Consider the following 16,968-nt stretch of genomic DNA (forward strand, 5'->3'; position numbering starts at 1 on the left):
TTATTGGCATTGACAATTGTGCACGCTGTTGAGTTCTCAAGGATCGGCCGCACATCGCCCACCAGGCTCACACCCAGCAGCTCGAGGCGCCTCGATTTCGGCTTGCAGACCCTAGCACCGGCGATTCGACTCGCTGTGCGTGAGGGCCGTTCGGCCTGTCAGGCAGTGGGCGGAGAGTCCGGATCGAAGTGACCCTGTCCTCATCCGCGGCGTCGCGCTGACAGGAGAAGACATTACGGGTCTCGTCACCTGTTCGCAACTCGGGCGAAACATGGGGCGTGTCGCGCGTCGTTCCGGGGTTCCGCTCGCGACTCAGGGGGCCACGACGGCGGCGAGCGTCCGCTTGCCGCGCCGCAGCACCGCGAACCGTCCGTGGAGCAGGTCGGCCTCCGCGAGGGCGGCGTCCTGGTCCTCGACGCGCCGGTTGTTCACGTAGACCCCGCCCTGGGCGATGCCGCGGCGCGCGTCGCCGTTCGACTTCGCGAGGCCGACGGTCGTGAGCAGCTCGTCCAGCCGCCGCCCGGGCTCCCCCGTCGTCCGCGGCAGCTCCTCGAGGGCCGCCGCGAGCGTCTCCGCGTCCACGGCGGCCAGGTCGCCAGAGCCGAAGAGGGCGGCCGAGGCGGCGCGGGCGGCCTCCGCCGCCGCGTCGCCGTGCACCAGCGCGGTCACCTCCCACGCCAGCCGGCGCTGCGCCTCGCGCGCCCCCGGCCGCTCGCGGACGGCGACCTCGAGCGCCTCGATCTCCTCGCGGTCGAGGAAGGTGAACACCTTGAGCCGCGGGACGACGTCGGCGTCGGCCGAGTTGAGCCAGAACTGGAAGAAGGCGTACGGCGAGGTCTCGGACGGGTCGAGCCAGATCGCCGTCCCCTCGCTCTTGCTGAACTTCCTGCCCTCGCTGTCGGTGATCAGCGGCGTGCCGATCGCGTGGACCGACACCCCCTCCGCTCGACGGATCAGATCGATGCCGCTCGTGAGGTTGCCCCACTGGTCGCTGCCGCCGGTCTGCAGCACGCAGCCCCGCGACCGGTAGAGCTCGAGGAAGTCGTAGCCCTGGAGGATCTGGTAGCTGAACTCCGTGTAGCTGATCCCGGCGTCCGAATTGAGCCGGGCGGCGACCGCGTCCTTCTTCAGCATCGTGCCGATCCGGTAGTGCTTGCCGATGTCCCGGAGGAAGTCGATGGCCGACAGCGGCGCCGTCCAGTCGAGGTTGTTCACGAGCTCCGCCGCGTTCGGCCCCTCGAAGTCGAGGAACGGCGCCACCTGCGCCTGGATCCGCGCGACCCAGTCGGCGACGAGGTCCTTCGTGCGGAGCACCCGCTCTGAGGTGGGTCGCGGATCGCCGATGAGCCCGGTGGACCCGCCGACGAGACCGAGCGGGCGGTGGCCGGCGAGCTGGAGCCGGCGCAGCACGAGGAGCTGGGTCAGGTGACCGAGGTGCAGACTCGGCGCGGTCGGGTCGAAACCGCAGTACGCGGTGATCGGCCCCGCGGCGAGCGCCGCGGCGAGCGCGTCCTCGTCGGTGGAGACGTGGACGAGTCCGCGCCACTGCAGCTCCTCCCAGACGGAGGCGAAGCTCGGATCGTTGTGCTGGCGGGCGAGCACGGTCGATGACACGGGTCGACGCTAGCAGCGCGGACCCGCATTGATCCTGCAAAATCAAGCATCGGGACTTGTTCCTGCTGGATCAAGCCTGTAGCCTTGCCAAGTGTTCGTCCTCACCGTCGATCAGATCGACAGCCGCGGATCCGACCTGGACGCCGTCGCGGGGGTGCTCGAGGAGCGGGACGCCTGGCGCCGCCGCGGTGCGGCGCTGGGACCGGACCGCACCGCCGGCGACGAGTTCCAGCTCGTGTACGCGGAAGCGGAGCCCGCGCTGGCCGCCGCGCTGCGGCTCCGACGGACGGGGACCTGGAGCGTCGGGATCGGCGTCGGCGAGGTCCGGCTGCCCCTGCCGGAGACGACGGGCGCGGCCCGCGGCGACGCCTTCCTCGCCGCGCGTGCGGCGGTCGACGTCGCGAAGCGGGCGCAGCACCACCTGGCGGTCGCCGCGGCCGACGCCGCCGCGGCGACGGGAGTCTCGGCACTGGTCGGGCTGCTCCTCGAGGTCCGGGCACGTCGCTCCCCCGAGGGCTGGGAGGTCGCCGACCTGCTCGACGAGGGGCTGTCCCAGGCCGCCGTGGCCGAGCGGCTCGGGGTCACGCCTCAGGCGATCAGCCTGCGCGCGCGGGCGGCCGGGATCCGGCTCGAGCACGACGCGATGCCCGCGCTCGTCGCGGCGCTCGCTTCGCTGGACGTCGCCGCCTGACCATACGATCGCCCGCGTGAGCTCCATCGGGTCGTTCTGGTTCCTCTACGCCCTCGGCTGGTTCCTGTTCGTCGTCTGCCCGATCGCGACCGCGGTGGTCTCCGTCGTCGCGTGGCGTCGGCGCGCACAGGTCGTGACGATCGTCGCGGTGGTGCTGCTCGCGGTCACGCTGCTCGTCGCGGCGGTCGTGCCGGACGGATCCCCCGCCGTCGTGACCGCCCTCACCACCCTGGCCGCGCTCGTCGTCGCCGTCGCCGGCGGCAGCCCGGTCGTCCGCCTGCTGCTCGACCGCACCGCCTTCGACGAGCGGGAAGGGGTGCACGGCGGCATCGTCGTGAACGAGCGCGAGGTGCTCCGCGGCGGCGAGGTGATCGGCCTGCTCGAGCGGCTCGCGGTCGCCGGCGCGATCATCGCCGGGGTGCCGGAGGCCCTCGCCGTGATCATCGCGATCAAGGGCGTCGGCCGGTTCACCGAGCTGGACACGGGCCCCGTGCGCGAGCGGTTCATCGTCGGTACGCTCGGCAGCTGGATCTGGGCCGCCGCGGCGGCCGGCCTGGTGCTGCTGACGCGCTGACGCGTCTTCCGTCCGCTCAGCGCGGGGCGCGGGCCCTCGGCGGACGTCCCGGACGATACGCGGACACGGTCGGGTCGTCCGGGATCCAGAACCTCCAGGGGAACCGCTCGCCGTCCCCGCCCGCGCCGGAGACACCGACGCGCGGCCCCGTCGCGACCCGGGCGACCGGCGCCTCCGGGAGCGCCAGGCCGAACGGCGGCGCGAGCAGGTCGGTGCCGCCGTCGGCGAGCGCGATGCCGAGGGCCACGACCAGTCGCGCGGGTCCGCGGGCGAGGTCCGCGTCCCGGCGGGCGGTCGTCCTGCGGCTGCGGGCCAACGAGGACCCCGCCACGACCTCCCCGGCGCGCAGCAGCACCGCGGAGGCGCGGCCGGGCGGGGAGCAGGTCACGTTCGCGCAGGTGTGCATGCCGTAGGTAAAGTACGTGTAGAGCGTCCCCGCGGCGCCGTACATGACGGCGTTCCGGGCCGTCCTCCCGCGGTACGCGTGCGAGCCGGGGTCCTCGCCGTCGCCCTCGTACGCCTCCACCTCCGTGAGGCGGACGGCGACGGTGCCCTGCGCCGTCGTGTGCGAGACGACCGCGCCGAGCAGCCGTGGCGCCACCTCCTGCGACGGCGCCTCGAGCAGCTCCCGGAGCGCAGCCGTCACCGCCGCGGCAGCGCGAACAGGAACCCGTTCGCTGCCGCGTACGCGATCGCCGCGACGAGGATCAGGCCCGCGACGAGCGCGACGATCCGGATCACCCACGGGCTGGACCAGCGGCCCCCGTGGTGCTCGCCGTAGCGGCCGTCCCGCTGCTGGAGCGGTCGCCGCGGACGGCTCACGGCAGGGCCGCCTTCGCGCTCCGCACCCGCTCGGTGAGCGTCGCCAGCTGGTGCCTGACGCGCTCGGGCGCCGTGCCGCTCACCCCGGTGCGACTCGCGACGGAGCCCTCCGCGGTGAGCACCGACCGCACGTCCGGGGTCAGCGCGGGCGACACCGCGCGCAGCTCGGCGTCGTCGAGCCCGTCCAGCCCGACCCCGCGCGACTCCGCGACGGCGACGAGCGCGCCCGTGATCTCGTGCGCGTCGCGGAAGGGCACGCCCTGCTTGACCAGCCACTCGGCGACGTCCGTCGCGAGCGAGTAGCCCTCTGGGGCGGAGGCGGCCATCCGCTCCACGTCGAAGCGCAGAGTGGCGACGAGACCGGTGACCGCGGGCAGCAGCGTCTCCAGCGTCACGACCTGGTCGAAGACGGGCTCCTTGTCCTCCTGCAGGTCGCGGTTGTACGCGAGCGGCAGCCCCTTCAGCGTGGTGAGCAGGCCGGCGAGGTCGCCGACGAGGCGGCCGGCCTTGCCGCGCGCGAGCTCCGCGATGTCGGGGTTCTTCTTCTGCGGCATGATCGACGACCCGGTCGACCACGAGTCGTGCAGCCGCGCGAACCCGACGTCGCGGGTCGACCAGAGGATCACGTCCTCCGCCAGCCGGGACAGGTCGACGCCGATCATCGCCGCGATGAAGGCGAACTCGGCGACCACGTCGCGCGCCGCGGTCCCGTCCATGGAGTTCTCGACCGTGCGCGAGAACCCGAGCCGCCGGGCGACGAGCCCGTCGTCGAGCCCGAGGCTCGAGCCGGCGAGGGCGCCCGAGCCGTAGGGCGACGCGTCCGCGCGGCGCGCCCAGTCGCCGAGGCGGTCCAGGTCCCGCACCAGCGGCCAGGCGTGCGCGAGGAGGTGGTGCGCGAGCAGCACCGGCTGCGCGTGCTGCAGGTGCGTCCGGCCGGGCAGGATCGCCCCGAACGTCGCGTCCGCCTGCGCGCCGAGCGCGTCGACGAGGTCGATCAGCTGCAGCCCGATCACCCGGACGTGGTCGCGCAGGTAGAGCCGGATCAGGGTCGCGATCTGGTCGTTGCGGCTGCGGCCCGCGCGCAGGCGCCCGCCGAGCTCGGCGCCCGCCTCGTGGAGGAGCGCCTGCTCGAGGACCGCGTGCACGTCCTCGTCGTCCGGTCCCGGCACGAGGGAGCCGTCGGCGACCCGGGCGTCGATGCGGTCGAGCGCCGCCGTCAGGCCCGCGAAGTCGTCCGGGGTGAGGTAGCCGGCCCCGGCGAGCGCCTCCGCGTGCGCTTTCGACCCGGCGATGTCGTAGTGCGCGAGCGCCCAGTCGAAGTGTGTCGACCGCGACAGCTCGCGCAGCGCGTCGGAGGGCCCGGAGGCGAACCGCGCGCCCCACAGCGACCCCGCGTTCGTGCCCTGATGCCCGTCGCTCATGCTGCCGCGAGCCTAGCGAAGCGGCTGCGGACCGCGGCCGTCACGCCTGGTCCAGCAGCCAGATCAGGAGGGCCTTCTGGGCGTGGAGCCGGTTCTCGGCCTCGTCCCAGATGACGCTCTGCGGCCCGTCGATGACCTCCGGCGCGACCTCGAAGCCGCGATCGGCGGGCAGGCAGTGGAGGAACACCGCGTCCTCGACGGCCGCCGCCATCAGCTCGGGGGTCACCTGGTACGGCGAGAGCGCCTCGACCCGGACGGCCTTCTCGTCCTCCCGGCCCATCGACACCCACGTGTCGGTGACGACGACGTCGGCGCCCGAGACCGCCTCGCGCGGGTCGTGCGTCAGCGTGATCGAGCCGCCGGTCCCCGCCGCGATCCGCCGCGCATCCTCGACGATCGCCGTCACGGGCGCATACGCCTCCGGGAAGGCGACGCGCACGTGCATGCCGGCGGTCGCGCCCGCGAGCAGGTAGCTGTGCACCATGTTGTCCGAGCCGTCGCCGACGAAGGCGACCGTCAGCCCGGCGAGGCGCCCCTTGTGCTCGCGGATCGTCAGCAGGTCCGCGAGCAGCTGGCACGGGTGGAAGTCGTCGGACAGCGCGTTGACGACGGGGACGGTCGTGCCCGCCGCCATCTCCTCGAGCCCCGCCTGCGCGTACGTGCGCCAGACGATCGCCGACACCATGCGCTCGAGGACGCGCGCCGTGTCCGCGGGCGTCTCCTTCCCGCCGAGCTGGCTGCTCGCCGTCGAGATGATCAGCGGGCTGCCGCCGAGGTCGGCGATGCCGACCGCGAAGCTGACCCGCGTCCGCGTGGAGGACTTGTCGAAGATCACCGCGACCGTCTGCGGGCCCTCGAGCGGGCGCCTCCCCCAGCGGTCCGCCTTCACCTGCGCGGCCAGGTCGAGGATCTCGAGCTGCTCGGCGGGGGTCAGGTCGTCGTCGCGGAGGAAGTGGCGGGTCACCGCTCAACGCTATTGGGGCCGAGCTGGATCGGCCGAATCGGCCGCGGGCCGGCTGCGGGCCGCCTCCGGGGGGCGCGGCACGCGTGCGACTCGGGCGGGATGCGACGATCCGGGCGTCCTCGCACGCCCGGATCGTCGGATCGCGCCCGTCGAGACCTCGGTGCTGCGATCGGAGCCGCCGAGCGCCGACGGGTCAGGACGCGGCGAGCGCCGTCCCGAAGCGCTCCGCGAAGGCCTCGACCTCCTCGTCGCCGACGATCAGCGGCGGCGCGATGCGGATCGACGTCGGGTTGATCGCGTTGACGATGAGGCCGTTCGCGAGCGCGGCCTGCGCGACCGCGGAGGACGCGCCCTCGACCGTGCCGACGCCGATCAGGAGGCCGCGGCCGCGCACCTCCGTGACGAGGGGCGAGCGGAGGCGTTCGACGGCGGCGCGGATCTCCTCGCCCCGCCGGTGCGCGTTGCCGGCGAGGTCCTCCCGCTCGATCACGTCGAGCACCGCGTTGGCCGCCGCGGTCGCGAGCGGGTTGCCGCCGAAGGTGCTGCCGTGGTCGCCCCGCTGCAGCAGGCCGCTCGCGGCACCGAACGTCACGAGCACACCGAGCGGCACGCCACCCGCGATGCCCTTCGCGATCGTCACCGCGTCCGGCGTCACGCCCTCCAGCTGGTACGCGAACCACGCGCCCGTGCGGCCGACGCCGGTCTGGATCTCGTCGACGATCAGGAGCGCCCCGTGCCGCTCCGTGATGCGGCGTGCGGCCGCGAGGTACCCGTCGGGCAGCGGGACGACGCCCGTCTCCCCCTTGATCGGCTCGACGATCAGCGCGGCGACGTCGTCGCGCATCGCCTCCTCCAGCGCCTCCACGGTCGTGTCGATGTGCTCGACGCCGCCGGGCAGCGGCAGGAACGGCGCCTGCAGCGCGGGCTTGCCGGTGAGCGCGAGCGCGCCCATGGTGCGGCCGTGGAAGCTGTTCCGCAGCGCGAGGATGCGCGGCCGACCGGTGCGGCGGGCGAGCTTGAACGCCGCCTCGTTCGCCTCCGCGCCGGAGTTGCCGAAGTAGACGCGGCCCTCGTCGCCGGCGCCGGTGATGCGCTTCAGCGTCTCCGCGAGCTGCAGCTGCGCCGGGCTCGCGAAGTAGTTCGAGATGTGGGCGAGCGTGGCGATCTGCGTGCTCACCGCCTCGACCACCGCGGGGTGCGCGTGGCCGAGCGAGTTCACGGCGATGCCGCCGAGGAAGTCGAGGTACCGCGTGCCCTCGTCGTCCCACACCCAGCAGCCCTCGCCGCGGACGAGCAGCCGCAGCGGCGGCGCGTAGCTCGCCATCAGGTCGTGGGCGTGACGCTCGCGCCAGTCCGTCGTCGTCGCCGTCGTCATGCGGGGACCACCTCCGTGCCGATGCCGCTGCCCGTGAACACCTCGAGCAGCACGGAATGCGGGACGCGGCCGTCGATCACGGCCGCCTTCGGCACTCCGCCGACGACCGCCTCCAGGCACGCGGTCATCTTGGGGATCATGCCCGACTCGAGGGACGGCAGCATCGCCGTCAGCTCGGCCGTGGTCAGGGAGGAGACGAGCGAGTCGCGGTTCGGCCAGTCCGCGTAGAGGCCGGGCACGTCGGTGAGCACGACGAGCTTCTCCGCCCCGAGCGCCACGGCGAGCGCGGCGGCGGCGCTGTCCGCGTTCACGTTCAGCGACTCCCCCGGGCGGTCGAGGTCCGGCGCGATCGTGGAGACGACGGGGATGCCGCCGGCGTCGAGCTGGGCGAGGACCGGCGTCGGGTCCACCGCGACGACGTCGCCGACCTGCCCGAGGTCGACCTCCGCGCCATCGACCTCCGTGGTTCGGCGCCGACCGCCGAACAGGCCGCCGTCCTCGCCGGAGATCGCGGTCGCGATCGGGCCGTGGAGGTTGATCGCGCCGACGAGGTCGCGGCTCACGACGCCCGTCAGCACCATGCGGACGACGTCCATCACCTCCGGCGTCGTCACGCGGTAGCCCCCGCGGAACTCGCTCGCGATGCCGAGCCGCTCGAGCATCGCGGAGATCTGCGGGCCGCCGCCGTGGACGACGACCGGGCGGACGCCGACGGTGCGGAGGTACACGACGTCCTCCGCGAAGGCGGCCGTGAGGGCGTCGTCCACCATGGCGTTGCCGCCGAACTTGATGACGACGACCCTGCCCGCGAAGCGCGTGATCCACGGCAGCGACTCGATCAGGACGGCGGCCTTCGCGGCGGCCTCGTCCGGGGTCGTGGTCTGGACCGGCAGCCCGGGAATCGCCGGCGTGGTCACGAGGCGTACGCGCTGTTCTCGTGGACGTAGTCGTGCGTGAGGTCGTTCGTCCAGACCGTCGCGGACGCCTCACCCGCGTGGAGGTCGATGACGACCGACACCGCCCGCTCCGTGAGGTCGACGAGCGTCCGCGGCTGGTCCGGCTGCCCGGCCCGGCACACCTGGACGCCGTTCATCGCGACGTCGATCCCGAACGGGTCGAAGGCGGCCTTCGTGGTCCCGACCGCGGCGAGCACCCGGCCCCAGTTCGGATCGTTGCCGAACACGGCCGCCTTGAAGAGGTTGCTCCGGGCGACGGCCCGGCCGACCTCGACGGCGTCGTCCTCGTCCGCCGCGTTCCGCACCTCGATCGCGACGTCGTGCGCCGCGCCCTCCGCGTCGGACTGCAGCTGCAGCGCGAGGTCGCGGCAGAGGTCGACGAGCAGCGCCTGGAACTCGTCGGGGTCCGGCGCGACGCCGGACGCCCCGGACGCGAGGAGCGTCACCTGGTCGTTCGTCGACATGCAGCCATCGGAGTCGAGGCGGTCGAACGTGACCCGCGTCGCGGCGCGCAGCGCGGCGTCGAGGTCGGCCGACTCCACGTCGGCGTCCGTCGTGATCACGACGAGCATCGTCGCGAGACCGGGCGCGAGCATGCCGGCGCCCTTCGCCATCCCGCCGACCGTCCAGCCCGTGCTGCCGCGCCGCACCGCCTGCTTCGGGCGCGTGTCGGTGGTCATGATCGCGCGCGCCGCGGAGCCGCCTCCGTCCTCCGCGAGCGCCCCAGCCGCGCGCGCGACGCCGGCGACGAGCTTCGTGGAGTCGAGCTGCTCGCCGATGAGTCCCGTCGAGCACACGAGGACGTCGCCGGGCGACAGGTCGAGGACGCGCCCCGCCGCCTCCGCCGTCTCGTGCACGACCTGGAAGCCGAGCATCCCGGTGTAGCAGTTGGCGCCGCCGGAGTTTAGGACGATCGCGGACACCACGCCGTCCTTGATGACCTGCTTGCTCCAGATGATCGGGTTCGCCGTGCAGCGGTTGGAGGTGAACACGGCCGCCGCGGCCGCGGAGGGCCCGCGGTTGACGACGAGCGCGAGGTCGGGGCCCTCGCCGGAGCGCAGGCCGGCCTCCACGCCGGCCGCTTCGAACCCTGCTGCTGCGGTGACGCTCATGGTGCCGTTCCGTCGATGATCATGGTGCCGTCCCGTCGAGCGGCAGCCCCGCCGCTTCCGGCAGGCCGAGGGCGAGGTTCGCCGACTGGATCGCGGCGCCCGCCGTGCCCTTGACGAGGTTGTCGAGGGCGGCGACCACGACCAACCGGTTCGCCGCCGCGTCGACCGCGAGGCCGAGCAGCAGCGTGTTCGCGCCGATCGTGTGCTCGACCGCGGGGAAGCGGCCGGCCGGCAGGAGGCGGACGAACCGCTCGTCGCCGTACGCCTCCTCGTACACCGCCCGGATCCGCCGCTCGTCCGCGTCGGGAGCGAGCCGGGCCGTGCAGGTCGCGAGGATGCCGCGCGCCATCGGCACGAGCACCGGGGTGAAGGAGACGGTGCCGCGCACGCCGGTGACGAGCGCGAGGTTCTGGAGGATCTCCGGCACGTGCCGGTGCACGCCGCCGATCTGATACGCGTTCGCGGACCCGAGCAGCTCGCTCGCGGACAGCGCGGGCGAGCTGGAGCGGCCCGCGCCGGACGGGCCGACCGCGAGCACCGCGACGAGGTCGTCCTGCTCCACGAGACCCGCCGCGACGGCGGGGGCGAGCGCGAGGCTGACGGCCGAGGCGTTGCAGCCCGGTGCCGCGATGCGCTTCGTCGCCGCGAGGGCGGTGCGGAGCCGGCCGTCGGCGGTGGGCAGCTCGGGCACGCCGTAGGTCCAGGCACCGTGCCACTCCCCCGGATAGAACGCGTGCCAGTCCGCCTCGCTCGTGAGGCGGTGGTCGGCCCCGGCGTCGATCACGAGCACGTCGTCGGGCAGCTGCGCCGCGATCGCGCCGGACTGCCCGTGGGGCAGCGCGAGGAAGACGACGTCGTGGCCGGCGAGCACCTCCGTCGTCGTGTCCTGGAACACCAGGTCGGCGGAGCTGGCGAGGTGGGGCTGGACCTCCCCGACCGTCCTCCCGACGCTCGAGTGCCCGGTCACCGTGACGACGTCGAGCTCCGGGTGCGCGGCGAGGAGGCGGAGGACCTCGCCGCCCGCGTACCCGCTCGCACCCGCGACGGCGACCCGGAATCCCACGTCAGCACCCTACCGAGCCGCGCCTGACGCCCTCCGCGGGCCCCGTCGGCGACGGGGCCCGCGGAGGGCGTCAGGCGAGGACGGCGGCGGCGAACCCGGCGGCGCGCTCGCGCAGCGTGCGGATCCGCTCCTCCCTGGCCGCCTCGACGTCGAAGCCGAGGTAGGCGATCGGCGGCGGCTTGCGGACGTTCGCGGAGCACTGGAACGACTCGCAGACGAGGACGCCGACGGTGTCGCCCCTGCGGCCCGCCGCGCCGGCGCGCTTCGCGGTGTACAGCACGACGTCGTTCGGCAGCCGCACGTCCTGGCACCAGGAGCACTGGGCCCGGGCGACGGGGGTCGCGTCGGCGCGGCGCAGGAGCACGCCGACGGTGCCGTCGTCGGTGGGGACGACGACGTACGCCCGCTTCGCGAGCTTCGGGTCGCGCCAGCCGAGGAGGTCGAGCCGGCTCCAGTCGAGGGCGGCGAAGTCCGCGGGCAGGGTCAGGTCGGACACCTCTTTGCGCGTCGTGTTCACGAACGACGCGCGGAGGGTGCCCTCGTCGAGGGCGTGCATGGATGAACCGTTCTGTCGGATGCGCCCGCGGGCGCGGGGAAAAGGGTCGTCAGGAGGTGGACGACCCTCTGCCGCCGACGGAGAACCCGCCGACGACCTCCTTCCCGTGGTTCACGGCGCCCATTGTCCTCCTGCGGGAGCAGGCTGTGCGCATGAAGCCGTACGAGGTCCGCGCGCCGCGTCCCGACGAGCTGCGCCAGCTCGCGCAGCTGAAGATCGACTGGGCCGGCCTCGACCCGCGTCCGGACAAGGCCGCGGAGTGGGTCTACGCGGACGAGCTCGCCGCCTGGATGGACCGGATGGGCGACCGGGTGCTCTGCCGGGTCGCCGTCATGGGCGACACCCTGATCGGCATGGCGTGGCTCGTCGTCTTCGAGCGCGTGCCCGACTTCGTCGAGCGCAGGCGGAGGACCGGCGACCTCCAGAGCGTGTACGTGCTGCCCGGCAAGCGTGGCCACGGCGTCGGTCTGGCGCTGATGAACGCGATCACGGCGGAGGCCGACCGCCGCGGCATCCCGCGACTCACCGTGCACTCGAACTCGCCCGGCGTCGCCCTCTACGAGGCGGCCGGGTTCCACGGCGCCGCGACGCTGCTGCACCGCGACCGGCCCGCGGACGCCCCGGCGGGCTGACGCGTTCTCCGTCTCGCAGGACGGCTGGTCCTCCGAGACGGAGAGCGGGGCTACTCGCGGAGGCGGGCGCCCCAGCGCTCCGCGGCGACCTCGACGCCGGCATGCTTCGCGGCGGTCGCCTCGGCAGCGGTCAGGGTGCGGTCGGGCGCGCGGAAGCGGAGGGCGAACGTGAGGGACTTCGCGCCGTCCGGCAGGCCGGCGCCGCGGTAGTCGTCGACGAGGTCGATCGCCTCGAGCAGCGCGCCGGCCCCGGACACGACCGCGTCCCGCACCCCGTCCGCCGGCACGGTCTCCGCGACCACGAGGGAGACGTCCTGCGTCGCCGCGGGCATCGTCGAGATCGGTGCGAACTCGACCCCGCGGGGCGCGGCGGCGAGGAGGGCGTCGACGTCCACCTCGACCGCGGCGACGCGGCCCGGCACGTCCGCCACCGAGCCGGGCAGCAGCTCGCCGGCGACGCCGACGACCTGCTCCGGCGTGCCGACCGTCACGACCTCGCCGGAGCGCGTCGGGTGGAACCCGGCGGGCACCGCCTCCTGCCGCACGCGGAGCTCGACGCCGACCGCCGCGCCGATCCGGCGCACGGCGTCGACCGCGTCGCGCCAATCGACCGGCTCCGCGGCGTGCCCGGGCCCCTTCGGCAGGCGGTCGCCCGCGACGACGACCGCGACGTGCACCGGCTGCGGCGGCAGGTCGTCGGTGATCCGCGTGAGGAGCTCCGGCGCGGGCCGCGCGCCGACCGGCGGCAGCTCGGCGGTGCCGTAGGACGCGCCCTCGACGGGGAGGAACACCGAGCCGAGCTCGAACAGCGCCACGTCGACGAGGCCGCGCGCCCGGTTCCGGCGCACCGCGTCGAGCAGGCCGGGCAGCAGGGAGCGGCGCAGGAGCGGCGCCGTCGCGTCGAGCGGGTTCGCGACCCGCATCGACGGCCCGGGCGCGTACGCCGCCTGCTGCTCGGCGGAGACGAGCGGGTAGGACTGCACCTCGGAACCGCCGGTGGCGGCGAGGACCGTGCCGAGGGACCGGCGGAGCCGCTGCTCGCGGGTGAGCCCCCGCCCGGGCGGGGCGACCGGCAGCACCGACGGGATGCGGTCGTAGCCGACGATGCGGACGACCTCCTCGACGAGGTCGACGGGCTCGAGCAGGTCGCGCCGCCACGTCGGCGGCACGACGAGCAGGCCGTCCTCCCCCGACTCGACCGTGCAGCCGATCGCCTCGAGCGCGGCGACGGCCTCCGCGTCGGTCGCCCGCGCCCCGGTGCGGCGGAGCACGGCGTCCGTCGGGAGGAGCACGGCGGCCGGCCGCTCGGCCGCGTCGAACCACGTCTGGCCCGGGTCGGCGGTGCCGCCGCCCAGCTCGACGAGCAGGTCGACGGCGCGCTGCGCCGCGGCCCGGGCGACCGCGGGGTCGACGCCTCGCTCGAAGCGACGGCTCGCCTCCGACGGGAGCTTGTGCCGGCGGGCGGTGCGGCCGATGGACACCGGGTCGAAGTTCGCCGCCTCGATCACGACGTCCGTCGTCGACGCGCCGATCTCCGTCGCCTCGCCGCCCATGACGCCCGCCAGGCCGATCGCGGCGCCCGTCCCGTCCGTGATCACGAGGTCCTCGGCGTCGAGCGCACGCCGCTGCCCGTCGAGCGTGACGAGCGGCTCCCCCGGCTTCGCCCGGCGCACGCCGAGCGCGCCGCCGCCGATCCGGGCGAGGTCGTATCCGTGCAGCGGCTGCCCGAGCTCGAGCATCACGTAGTTCGTCACGTCGACGGCGAGCGAGATCGAGCGGACGCCGGCGAGGCGGAGGCGGCTCGACATCCAGCGGGGCACGGGCGCCGCGGGGTCGATGCCGCGCACCACGCGCGTGACGAACACCGAGCAGCCGGCCCGGCCGCGGATCGGCGCGCCGTCGTCGACCGCGACGCGGACCGCGCCGTCGTCCGTGTCCGGCGGGGACACGGCGAGCGCCGGGTCGCGGAACGCCGCACCCGTGGAGGCGCCGTACTCGCGCGCGACGCCGCGGATCGACAGCGCGTAGCCGCGGTCCGGCGTGACGTTGATCTCCACCGCGGCGTCGTCGAGGCCGAGGAGCGCGATCGCGTCAGTGCCGACCTCCGGGTCGAGCCCGATCTCGGTGAGCCGGAGGATGCCGTCGTGCTCGTCCGACAGGCCGAGCTCGCGGGAGGACGCGATCATCCCGTCCGAGACGTGGCCGTACGTCCTCCGCGCGGCGATCGGGAACGGTCCGGGCAGCACGGTGCCCGGCAGGGTGACGACGACCTTGTCGCCGACGAGGAAGTTGCCGGCGCCGCAGACGATGCCGCGGACGGCCTCGCCGCCGTCGGCCGCGCGCTCGCCCTCCGGCGCCACCCGCACGGAGCACCAGCGGATCGTCTTGCCGTTCTTCTGCGGCTCGGGCGTGAACTCGAGCACCTCGCCGACCACGACGGGACCGGAGAGGTCGCCGCCGTGGACGGTCTCCTCCTCGAACCCGACGCGCACCAGCGCGGCGTGCAGCGCCTCGGGCGTCGTGCCCGCGGGCAGATCGGCGTACTCGGCCAGCCAGCCGACGGGGATCCTCATGCGTGCACCTCGTTCGGAGCGGGAGCGGTACGGCGGCGGGTCACCGGGTCACCAGGCCCCACTGGCCGGCGAAGCGGACGTCGCCCTCGATCATGTCCCGCATGTCGTTCAGGTCCTCCGCGAACTGGAGCGTGCGCTCGATGCCGAGGCCGAACGCGAAGCCCTGGAACTCCTCCGGGTCGAGCCCGGCGGCGCGGAGCACGTTCGGGTGGACCATGCCGCAGCCGCCCCACTCGATCCACCGGGCGCCGCCCTTGGCGTTCGGCTGCCACACGTCCATCTCGGCGGACGGCTCGGTGAAGGGGAAGAAGTTCGGCCGCAGACGGATGCGGGCCGCCTCGCCGAACATGCGGCGCGCGAGGTGCTCGAGCGTGCCGCGGAGGTGCGCCATCGTGAGGCCGCGGTCGATCGCGAGGCCTTCGAACTGGTTGAACACCGGCAGGTGCGTCGCGTCGATCTCGTCGGTGCGGTAGACCCGCCCCGGTGCGAGGACGTACAGCGGCGCGCCCCGCTCGATGAGCGAGCGGACCTGCACCGGGGAGGTCTGCGTGCGCATCACGAGGTGCGCCCCGAGCGGCTCGACGAACAGCGTGTCCTGCGGGCTGCGTGCCGGGTGGTCCGGGTCGATGTTCAAAGCGTCGAAGTTGAACCACTCGTGCTCGAGCTCCGGCCCGGACGCGACCTCCCACCCCATCGCGATGAAGGCGTCCTCCACGGTCTCGCGGACCAGGGTCAGCGGGTGCCGCGCGCCGATCCGCGCCCGCACCGGTGCGGCGGTCAGGTCGACGCGCTCGGCCTCGAGCAGTGCGGCCCGCTCCGCCTCGGCCAGCACGGCCTCCCGCGCGGCGACCGCGGCGTTGACCCGGCCCCGCGCCTGGCCGACCAGCTTCCCGGCGGCGGGCTTCTCGGCGGGCGGGAGGTCGCGGAGGCGCGCGTTCAGGCGGGCGAGCGCCGACGACTCGCCCGTGTGGGCGATGCGCGCGGCCTTCAGCGCCGCGGTGTCGGTCGCGGCGTCGACGGCGGCGAGCGCCGCCTCGACCGCGGCGGACACCGATTCCTCGGTCAGCAGGGCGTCGGACACGGTCCACGATCCTACGGATCCGAGCCCGCCGGGTCCTCCCGCCCCCGACGACCGCCCCGACGACCGCGAGGGGCGCCGCTGGAGGGCGGCCCCGGTTCGGGGCAGACTGCACACCATGCCGCGCCCGGCTCCGAACAACCGTCCATGCTGATCGACCGCCCGCACGTCGGCCCGTCGGCGACCGCGTTCGCCAGGAGCCCGCTGCCGCCCGCGGTCGCGCTCGAGCGCATCGCGGCGTACCCGATCCCCGACATGTTCGTCGGGTGGGGCGTCTTCCCCGCCGTGACCGCCGTCGACGACGAGACCTGGGACCACGTCGGCGCCAGCCGCGTGCACCGCCTCGCGGACGGCGGGACGGTCACCGAGACGATGATCGAGTACACGGCCGGTACGGGCTTCGCCTACGAGCTCGTCGGCTTCACCGATGTGTTCGGCAAGCTCGTGCACGGCGTGCGCGGCGAGTGGTCCGCGTCGCCCGACGGCACCGGTGCGCTGCTGCGCTGGACGTGGGAGTTCGCGCCGCGACCGTTCCGCCGGACGCTGATGGCCCTCGTCGTCGGCCCGCTCTGGAACGCCTACATGCGCCGGATGATCACCGCCGTCACCGCCGCGGTGTCGGAGGAGCCCGCCCGCGCCTGAGCGCCGGACCCGCCCGCGTCCGGTTGACTGACCGTCCGTGACGGTCGTGGTGCTCGGGCTCGTCTCGTCGCTGCTCTACGGCGTCTCCGACTTCTTCGGCGCCGTCGGCTCGCGGACGCGGTCCGCGACGGAGGTCGCGTTCGGTGCGCTCGTCGTCAGCGGCGTCACGGTGCTGCCGGCGTTCGCGATCGTCGAGTCCCGGTGGTCCTGGTCCGCGGTCGTGTTCGGAGCGCTCGCCGGTGCCGCCGCCGGCGTCGGGGTGCTCCTGCTCTACGCGGCGCTCGCGGTGGGGCCGGTCGGCTTCGTCTCCCCGGTCGTCGCCCTGATGAGCGCCGTGCTCCCCGCGCTCTGGGCCTTCTCGACCGGCGAGGGCACCTCCCCGCCGGCCATCGCGGCGCTCGCCGCGATCGTCGTCGGCGGCGTCCTGATCGGTGCGGAGCCCGACGCCGGGCTCCGCCCGCGACCGCGGACCGTGGTGCTGACCCTCGTCACCGGCGTGGTCTACGCGGCGTACTTCGTGTTCATGGACGCGACGCCCGAGGACTCCGGAGCGGTGCCGATGCTCTCGGACTCCGTCGCCGCGGTCGTCGCGGTCGGGGTCCTGCTGCTCGTGAGCCGGCGCCGCGGCGGGGCGGCCGCTCCGCCGACCCGCCGGGAGGTCGCGGTGATCGTCGCCGCCGGGCTGACCCAGGGCGTCGCGACGGTGCTGCTCGTCACCGCGCTGCACCTGCCGGGCCTCGCGATCGTGTCCGCGCTCTCGGCGCTCTACCCCGCGACCACGGTGGGACTGGCGGTCGTCGTCCTCCACGAGCGCCTCCGCGCCCGCCACGCGATCGGGCTGCTCGTCGCCGTCGCCGGGGTGGCCGGGCTCGCCCTCGCCCGCGGCTGACCGATT

17 protein-coding genes are annotated in these 16,968 nt (G+C 74.5%); 5 read left to right on the forward strand and 12 right to left on the reverse strand.

The window, feature by feature from the left end; all coding sequences use genetic code 11:
- Window positions 1-312 precede the first annotated feature (312 nt).
- Window positions 313-1,614 carry a tyrosine--tRNA ligase gene (tyrS, locus tag CLV52_RS13140; protein ID WP_133766844.1) on the reverse strand — a complete coding sequence of 434 codons (1,302 nt, stop codon included), beginning with the start codon at window positions 1,612-1,614 and terminating at the stop codon, window positions 313-315.
- 91 nt (window positions 1,615-1,705) lie between these two features.
- Between tyrS and CLV52_RS13145 the strand changes: the two genes are divergently transcribed.
- Together CLV52_RS13145 and CLV52_RS13150 are read left to right on the forward strand one after the other, a co-directional pair.
- Window positions 1,706-2,305: a DNA-binding protein gene (locus tag CLV52_RS13145; protein ID WP_133766845.1), complete on the forward strand. Its 600-nt coding sequence runs from the start codon at window positions 1,706-1,708 to the stop codon at window positions 2,303-2,305.
- A 16-nt stretch (window positions 2,306-2,321) separates the two neighbouring features.
- The gene (locus CLV52_RS13150; protein ID WP_133766846.1) at window positions 2,322-2,879 is read left to right on the forward strand and encodes a hypothetical protein; all 558 of its coding nucleotides are present in this window, start codon (window positions 2,322-2,324) and stop codon (window positions 2,877-2,879) included.
- Between the two features lie 16 nt (window positions 2,880-2,895).
- On the opposite strand, the gene CLV52_RS13155 is transcribed toward CLV52_RS13150, so the two are convergent.
- The 9 genes from CLV52_RS13155 to CLV52_RS13195 form a co-directional block, all read right to left on the reverse strand.
- On the reverse strand, window positions 2,896-3,525 hold the full coding sequence (locus CLV52_RS13155) for a DNA-3-methyladenine glycosylase (protein ID WP_133766847.1): 630 nt from the start codon (window positions 3,523-3,525) through the stop codon (window positions 2,896-2,898).
- A complete protein-coding gene (locus CLV52_RS13160; protein ID WP_133766848.1) occupies window positions 3,522-3,701 on the reverse strand; it encodes a hypothetical protein in 180 nt (59 codons plus the stop codon). Before CLV52_RS13160 ends, CLV52_RS13155 begins: the two co-directional genes overlap by 4 nt.
- Window positions 3,698-5,122 (reverse strand): argininosuccinate lyase, encoded by a 1,425-nt coding sequence (gene argH / locus CLV52_RS13165; protein WP_133766849.1) that lies wholly within the window; start codon window positions 5,120-5,122, stop codon window positions 3,698-3,700. The genes CLV52_RS13160 and argH overlap by 4 nt, the downstream gene beginning before the upstream one ends.
- 40 nt (window positions 5,123-5,162) lie before the next feature.
- Entirely contained in the window at window positions 5,163-6,086 is a 924-nt protein-coding gene (gene argF / locus CLV52_RS13170) for an ornithine carbamoyltransferase (RefSeq protein WP_133766850.1), read from the reverse strand.
- 193 nt (window positions 6,087-6,279) lie between these two features.
- Window positions 6,280-7,461, reverse strand: coding sequence for an acetylornithine transaminase (locus CLV52_RS13175; RefSeq protein WP_133766851.1), 1,182 nt, complete (start codon window positions 7,459-7,461; stop codon window positions 6,280-6,282).
- Window positions 7,458-8,363 carry an acetylglutamate kinase gene (argB, locus tag CLV52_RS13180; protein WP_133767400.1) on the reverse strand — a complete coding sequence of 302 codons (906 nt, stop codon included), beginning with the start codon at window positions 8,361-8,363 and terminating at the stop codon, window positions 7,458-7,460. The genes CLV52_RS13175 and argB overlap by 4 nt, the downstream gene beginning before the upstream one ends.
- Before the next feature lie 11 nt (window positions 8,364-8,374).
- Entirely contained in the window at window positions 8,375-9,529 is a 1,155-nt protein-coding gene (gene argJ / locus CLV52_RS13185; protein ID WP_133766852.1) for a bifunctional glutamate N-acetyltransferase/amino-acid acetyltransferase ArgJ, read from the reverse strand.
- A 19-nt stretch (window positions 9,530-9,548) separates the two neighbouring features.
- The gene (gene argC, locus CLV52_RS13190; protein WP_133766853.1) at window positions 9,549-10,592 is read right to left on the reverse strand and encodes an N-acetyl-gamma-glutamyl-phosphate reductase; all 1,044 of its coding nucleotides are present in this window, start codon (window positions 10,590-10,592) and stop codon (window positions 9,549-9,551) included.
- A 70-nt stretch (window positions 10,593-10,662) separates the two neighbouring features.
- Window positions 10,663-11,148, reverse strand: a complete 486-nt coding sequence (locus CLV52_RS13195) for an FBP domain-containing protein (protein ID WP_133766854.1) — start codon at window positions 11,146-11,148, stop codon at window positions 10,663-10,665.
- 152 nt (window positions 11,149-11,300) lie between these two features.
- On the opposite strand from CLV52_RS13195, the gene CLV52_RS13200 reads away from it, so the two are divergent.
- Window positions 11,301-11,780, forward strand: a complete 480-nt coding sequence (locus CLV52_RS13200; RefSeq protein WP_162850849.1) for a GNAT family N-acetyltransferase — start codon at window positions 11,301-11,303, stop codon at window positions 11,778-11,780.
- A 50-nt stretch (window positions 11,781-11,830) separates the two neighbouring features.
- On the opposite strand, the gene pheT is transcribed toward CLV52_RS13200, so the two are convergent.
- Window positions 11,831-14,353 carry a phenylalanine--tRNA ligase subunit beta gene (pheT, locus tag CLV52_RS13205; RefSeq protein ID WP_133766856.1) on the reverse strand — a complete coding sequence of 841 codons (2,523 nt, stop codon included), beginning with the start codon at window positions 14,351-14,353 and terminating at the stop codon, window positions 11,831-11,833.
- 40 nt (window positions 14,354-14,393) lie between these two features.
- Window positions 14,394-15,434: a phenylalanine--tRNA ligase subunit alpha gene (gene pheS, locus CLV52_RS13210; RefSeq protein ID WP_133766857.1), complete on the reverse strand. Its 1,041-nt coding sequence runs from the start codon at window positions 15,432-15,434 to the stop codon at window positions 14,394-14,396.
- 144 nt (window positions 15,435-15,578) lie between these two features.
- Here pheS and CLV52_RS13215 point away from each other — a divergent pair, with 144 nt between their 5' ends.
- Window positions 15,579-16,073 (forward strand): SRPBCC family protein, encoded by a 495-nt coding sequence (locus CLV52_RS13215; RefSeq protein WP_133766858.1) that lies wholly within the window; start codon window positions 15,579-15,581, stop codon window positions 16,071-16,073.
- A 37-nt stretch (window positions 16,074-16,110) separates the two neighbouring features.
- Window positions 16,111-16,962, forward strand: a complete 852-nt coding sequence (locus CLV52_RS13220) for an EamA family transporter (RefSeq protein WP_133766859.1) — start codon at window positions 16,111-16,113, stop codon at window positions 16,960-16,962.
- Window positions 16,963-16,968: the final 6 nt, after the last annotated feature.

This window comes from Amnibacterium kyonggiense (genome assembly GCF_004364555.1).
Lineage (GTDB): Bacteria > Actinomycetota > Actinomycetes > Actinomycetales > Microbacteriaceae > Amnibacterium > Amnibacterium kyonggiense.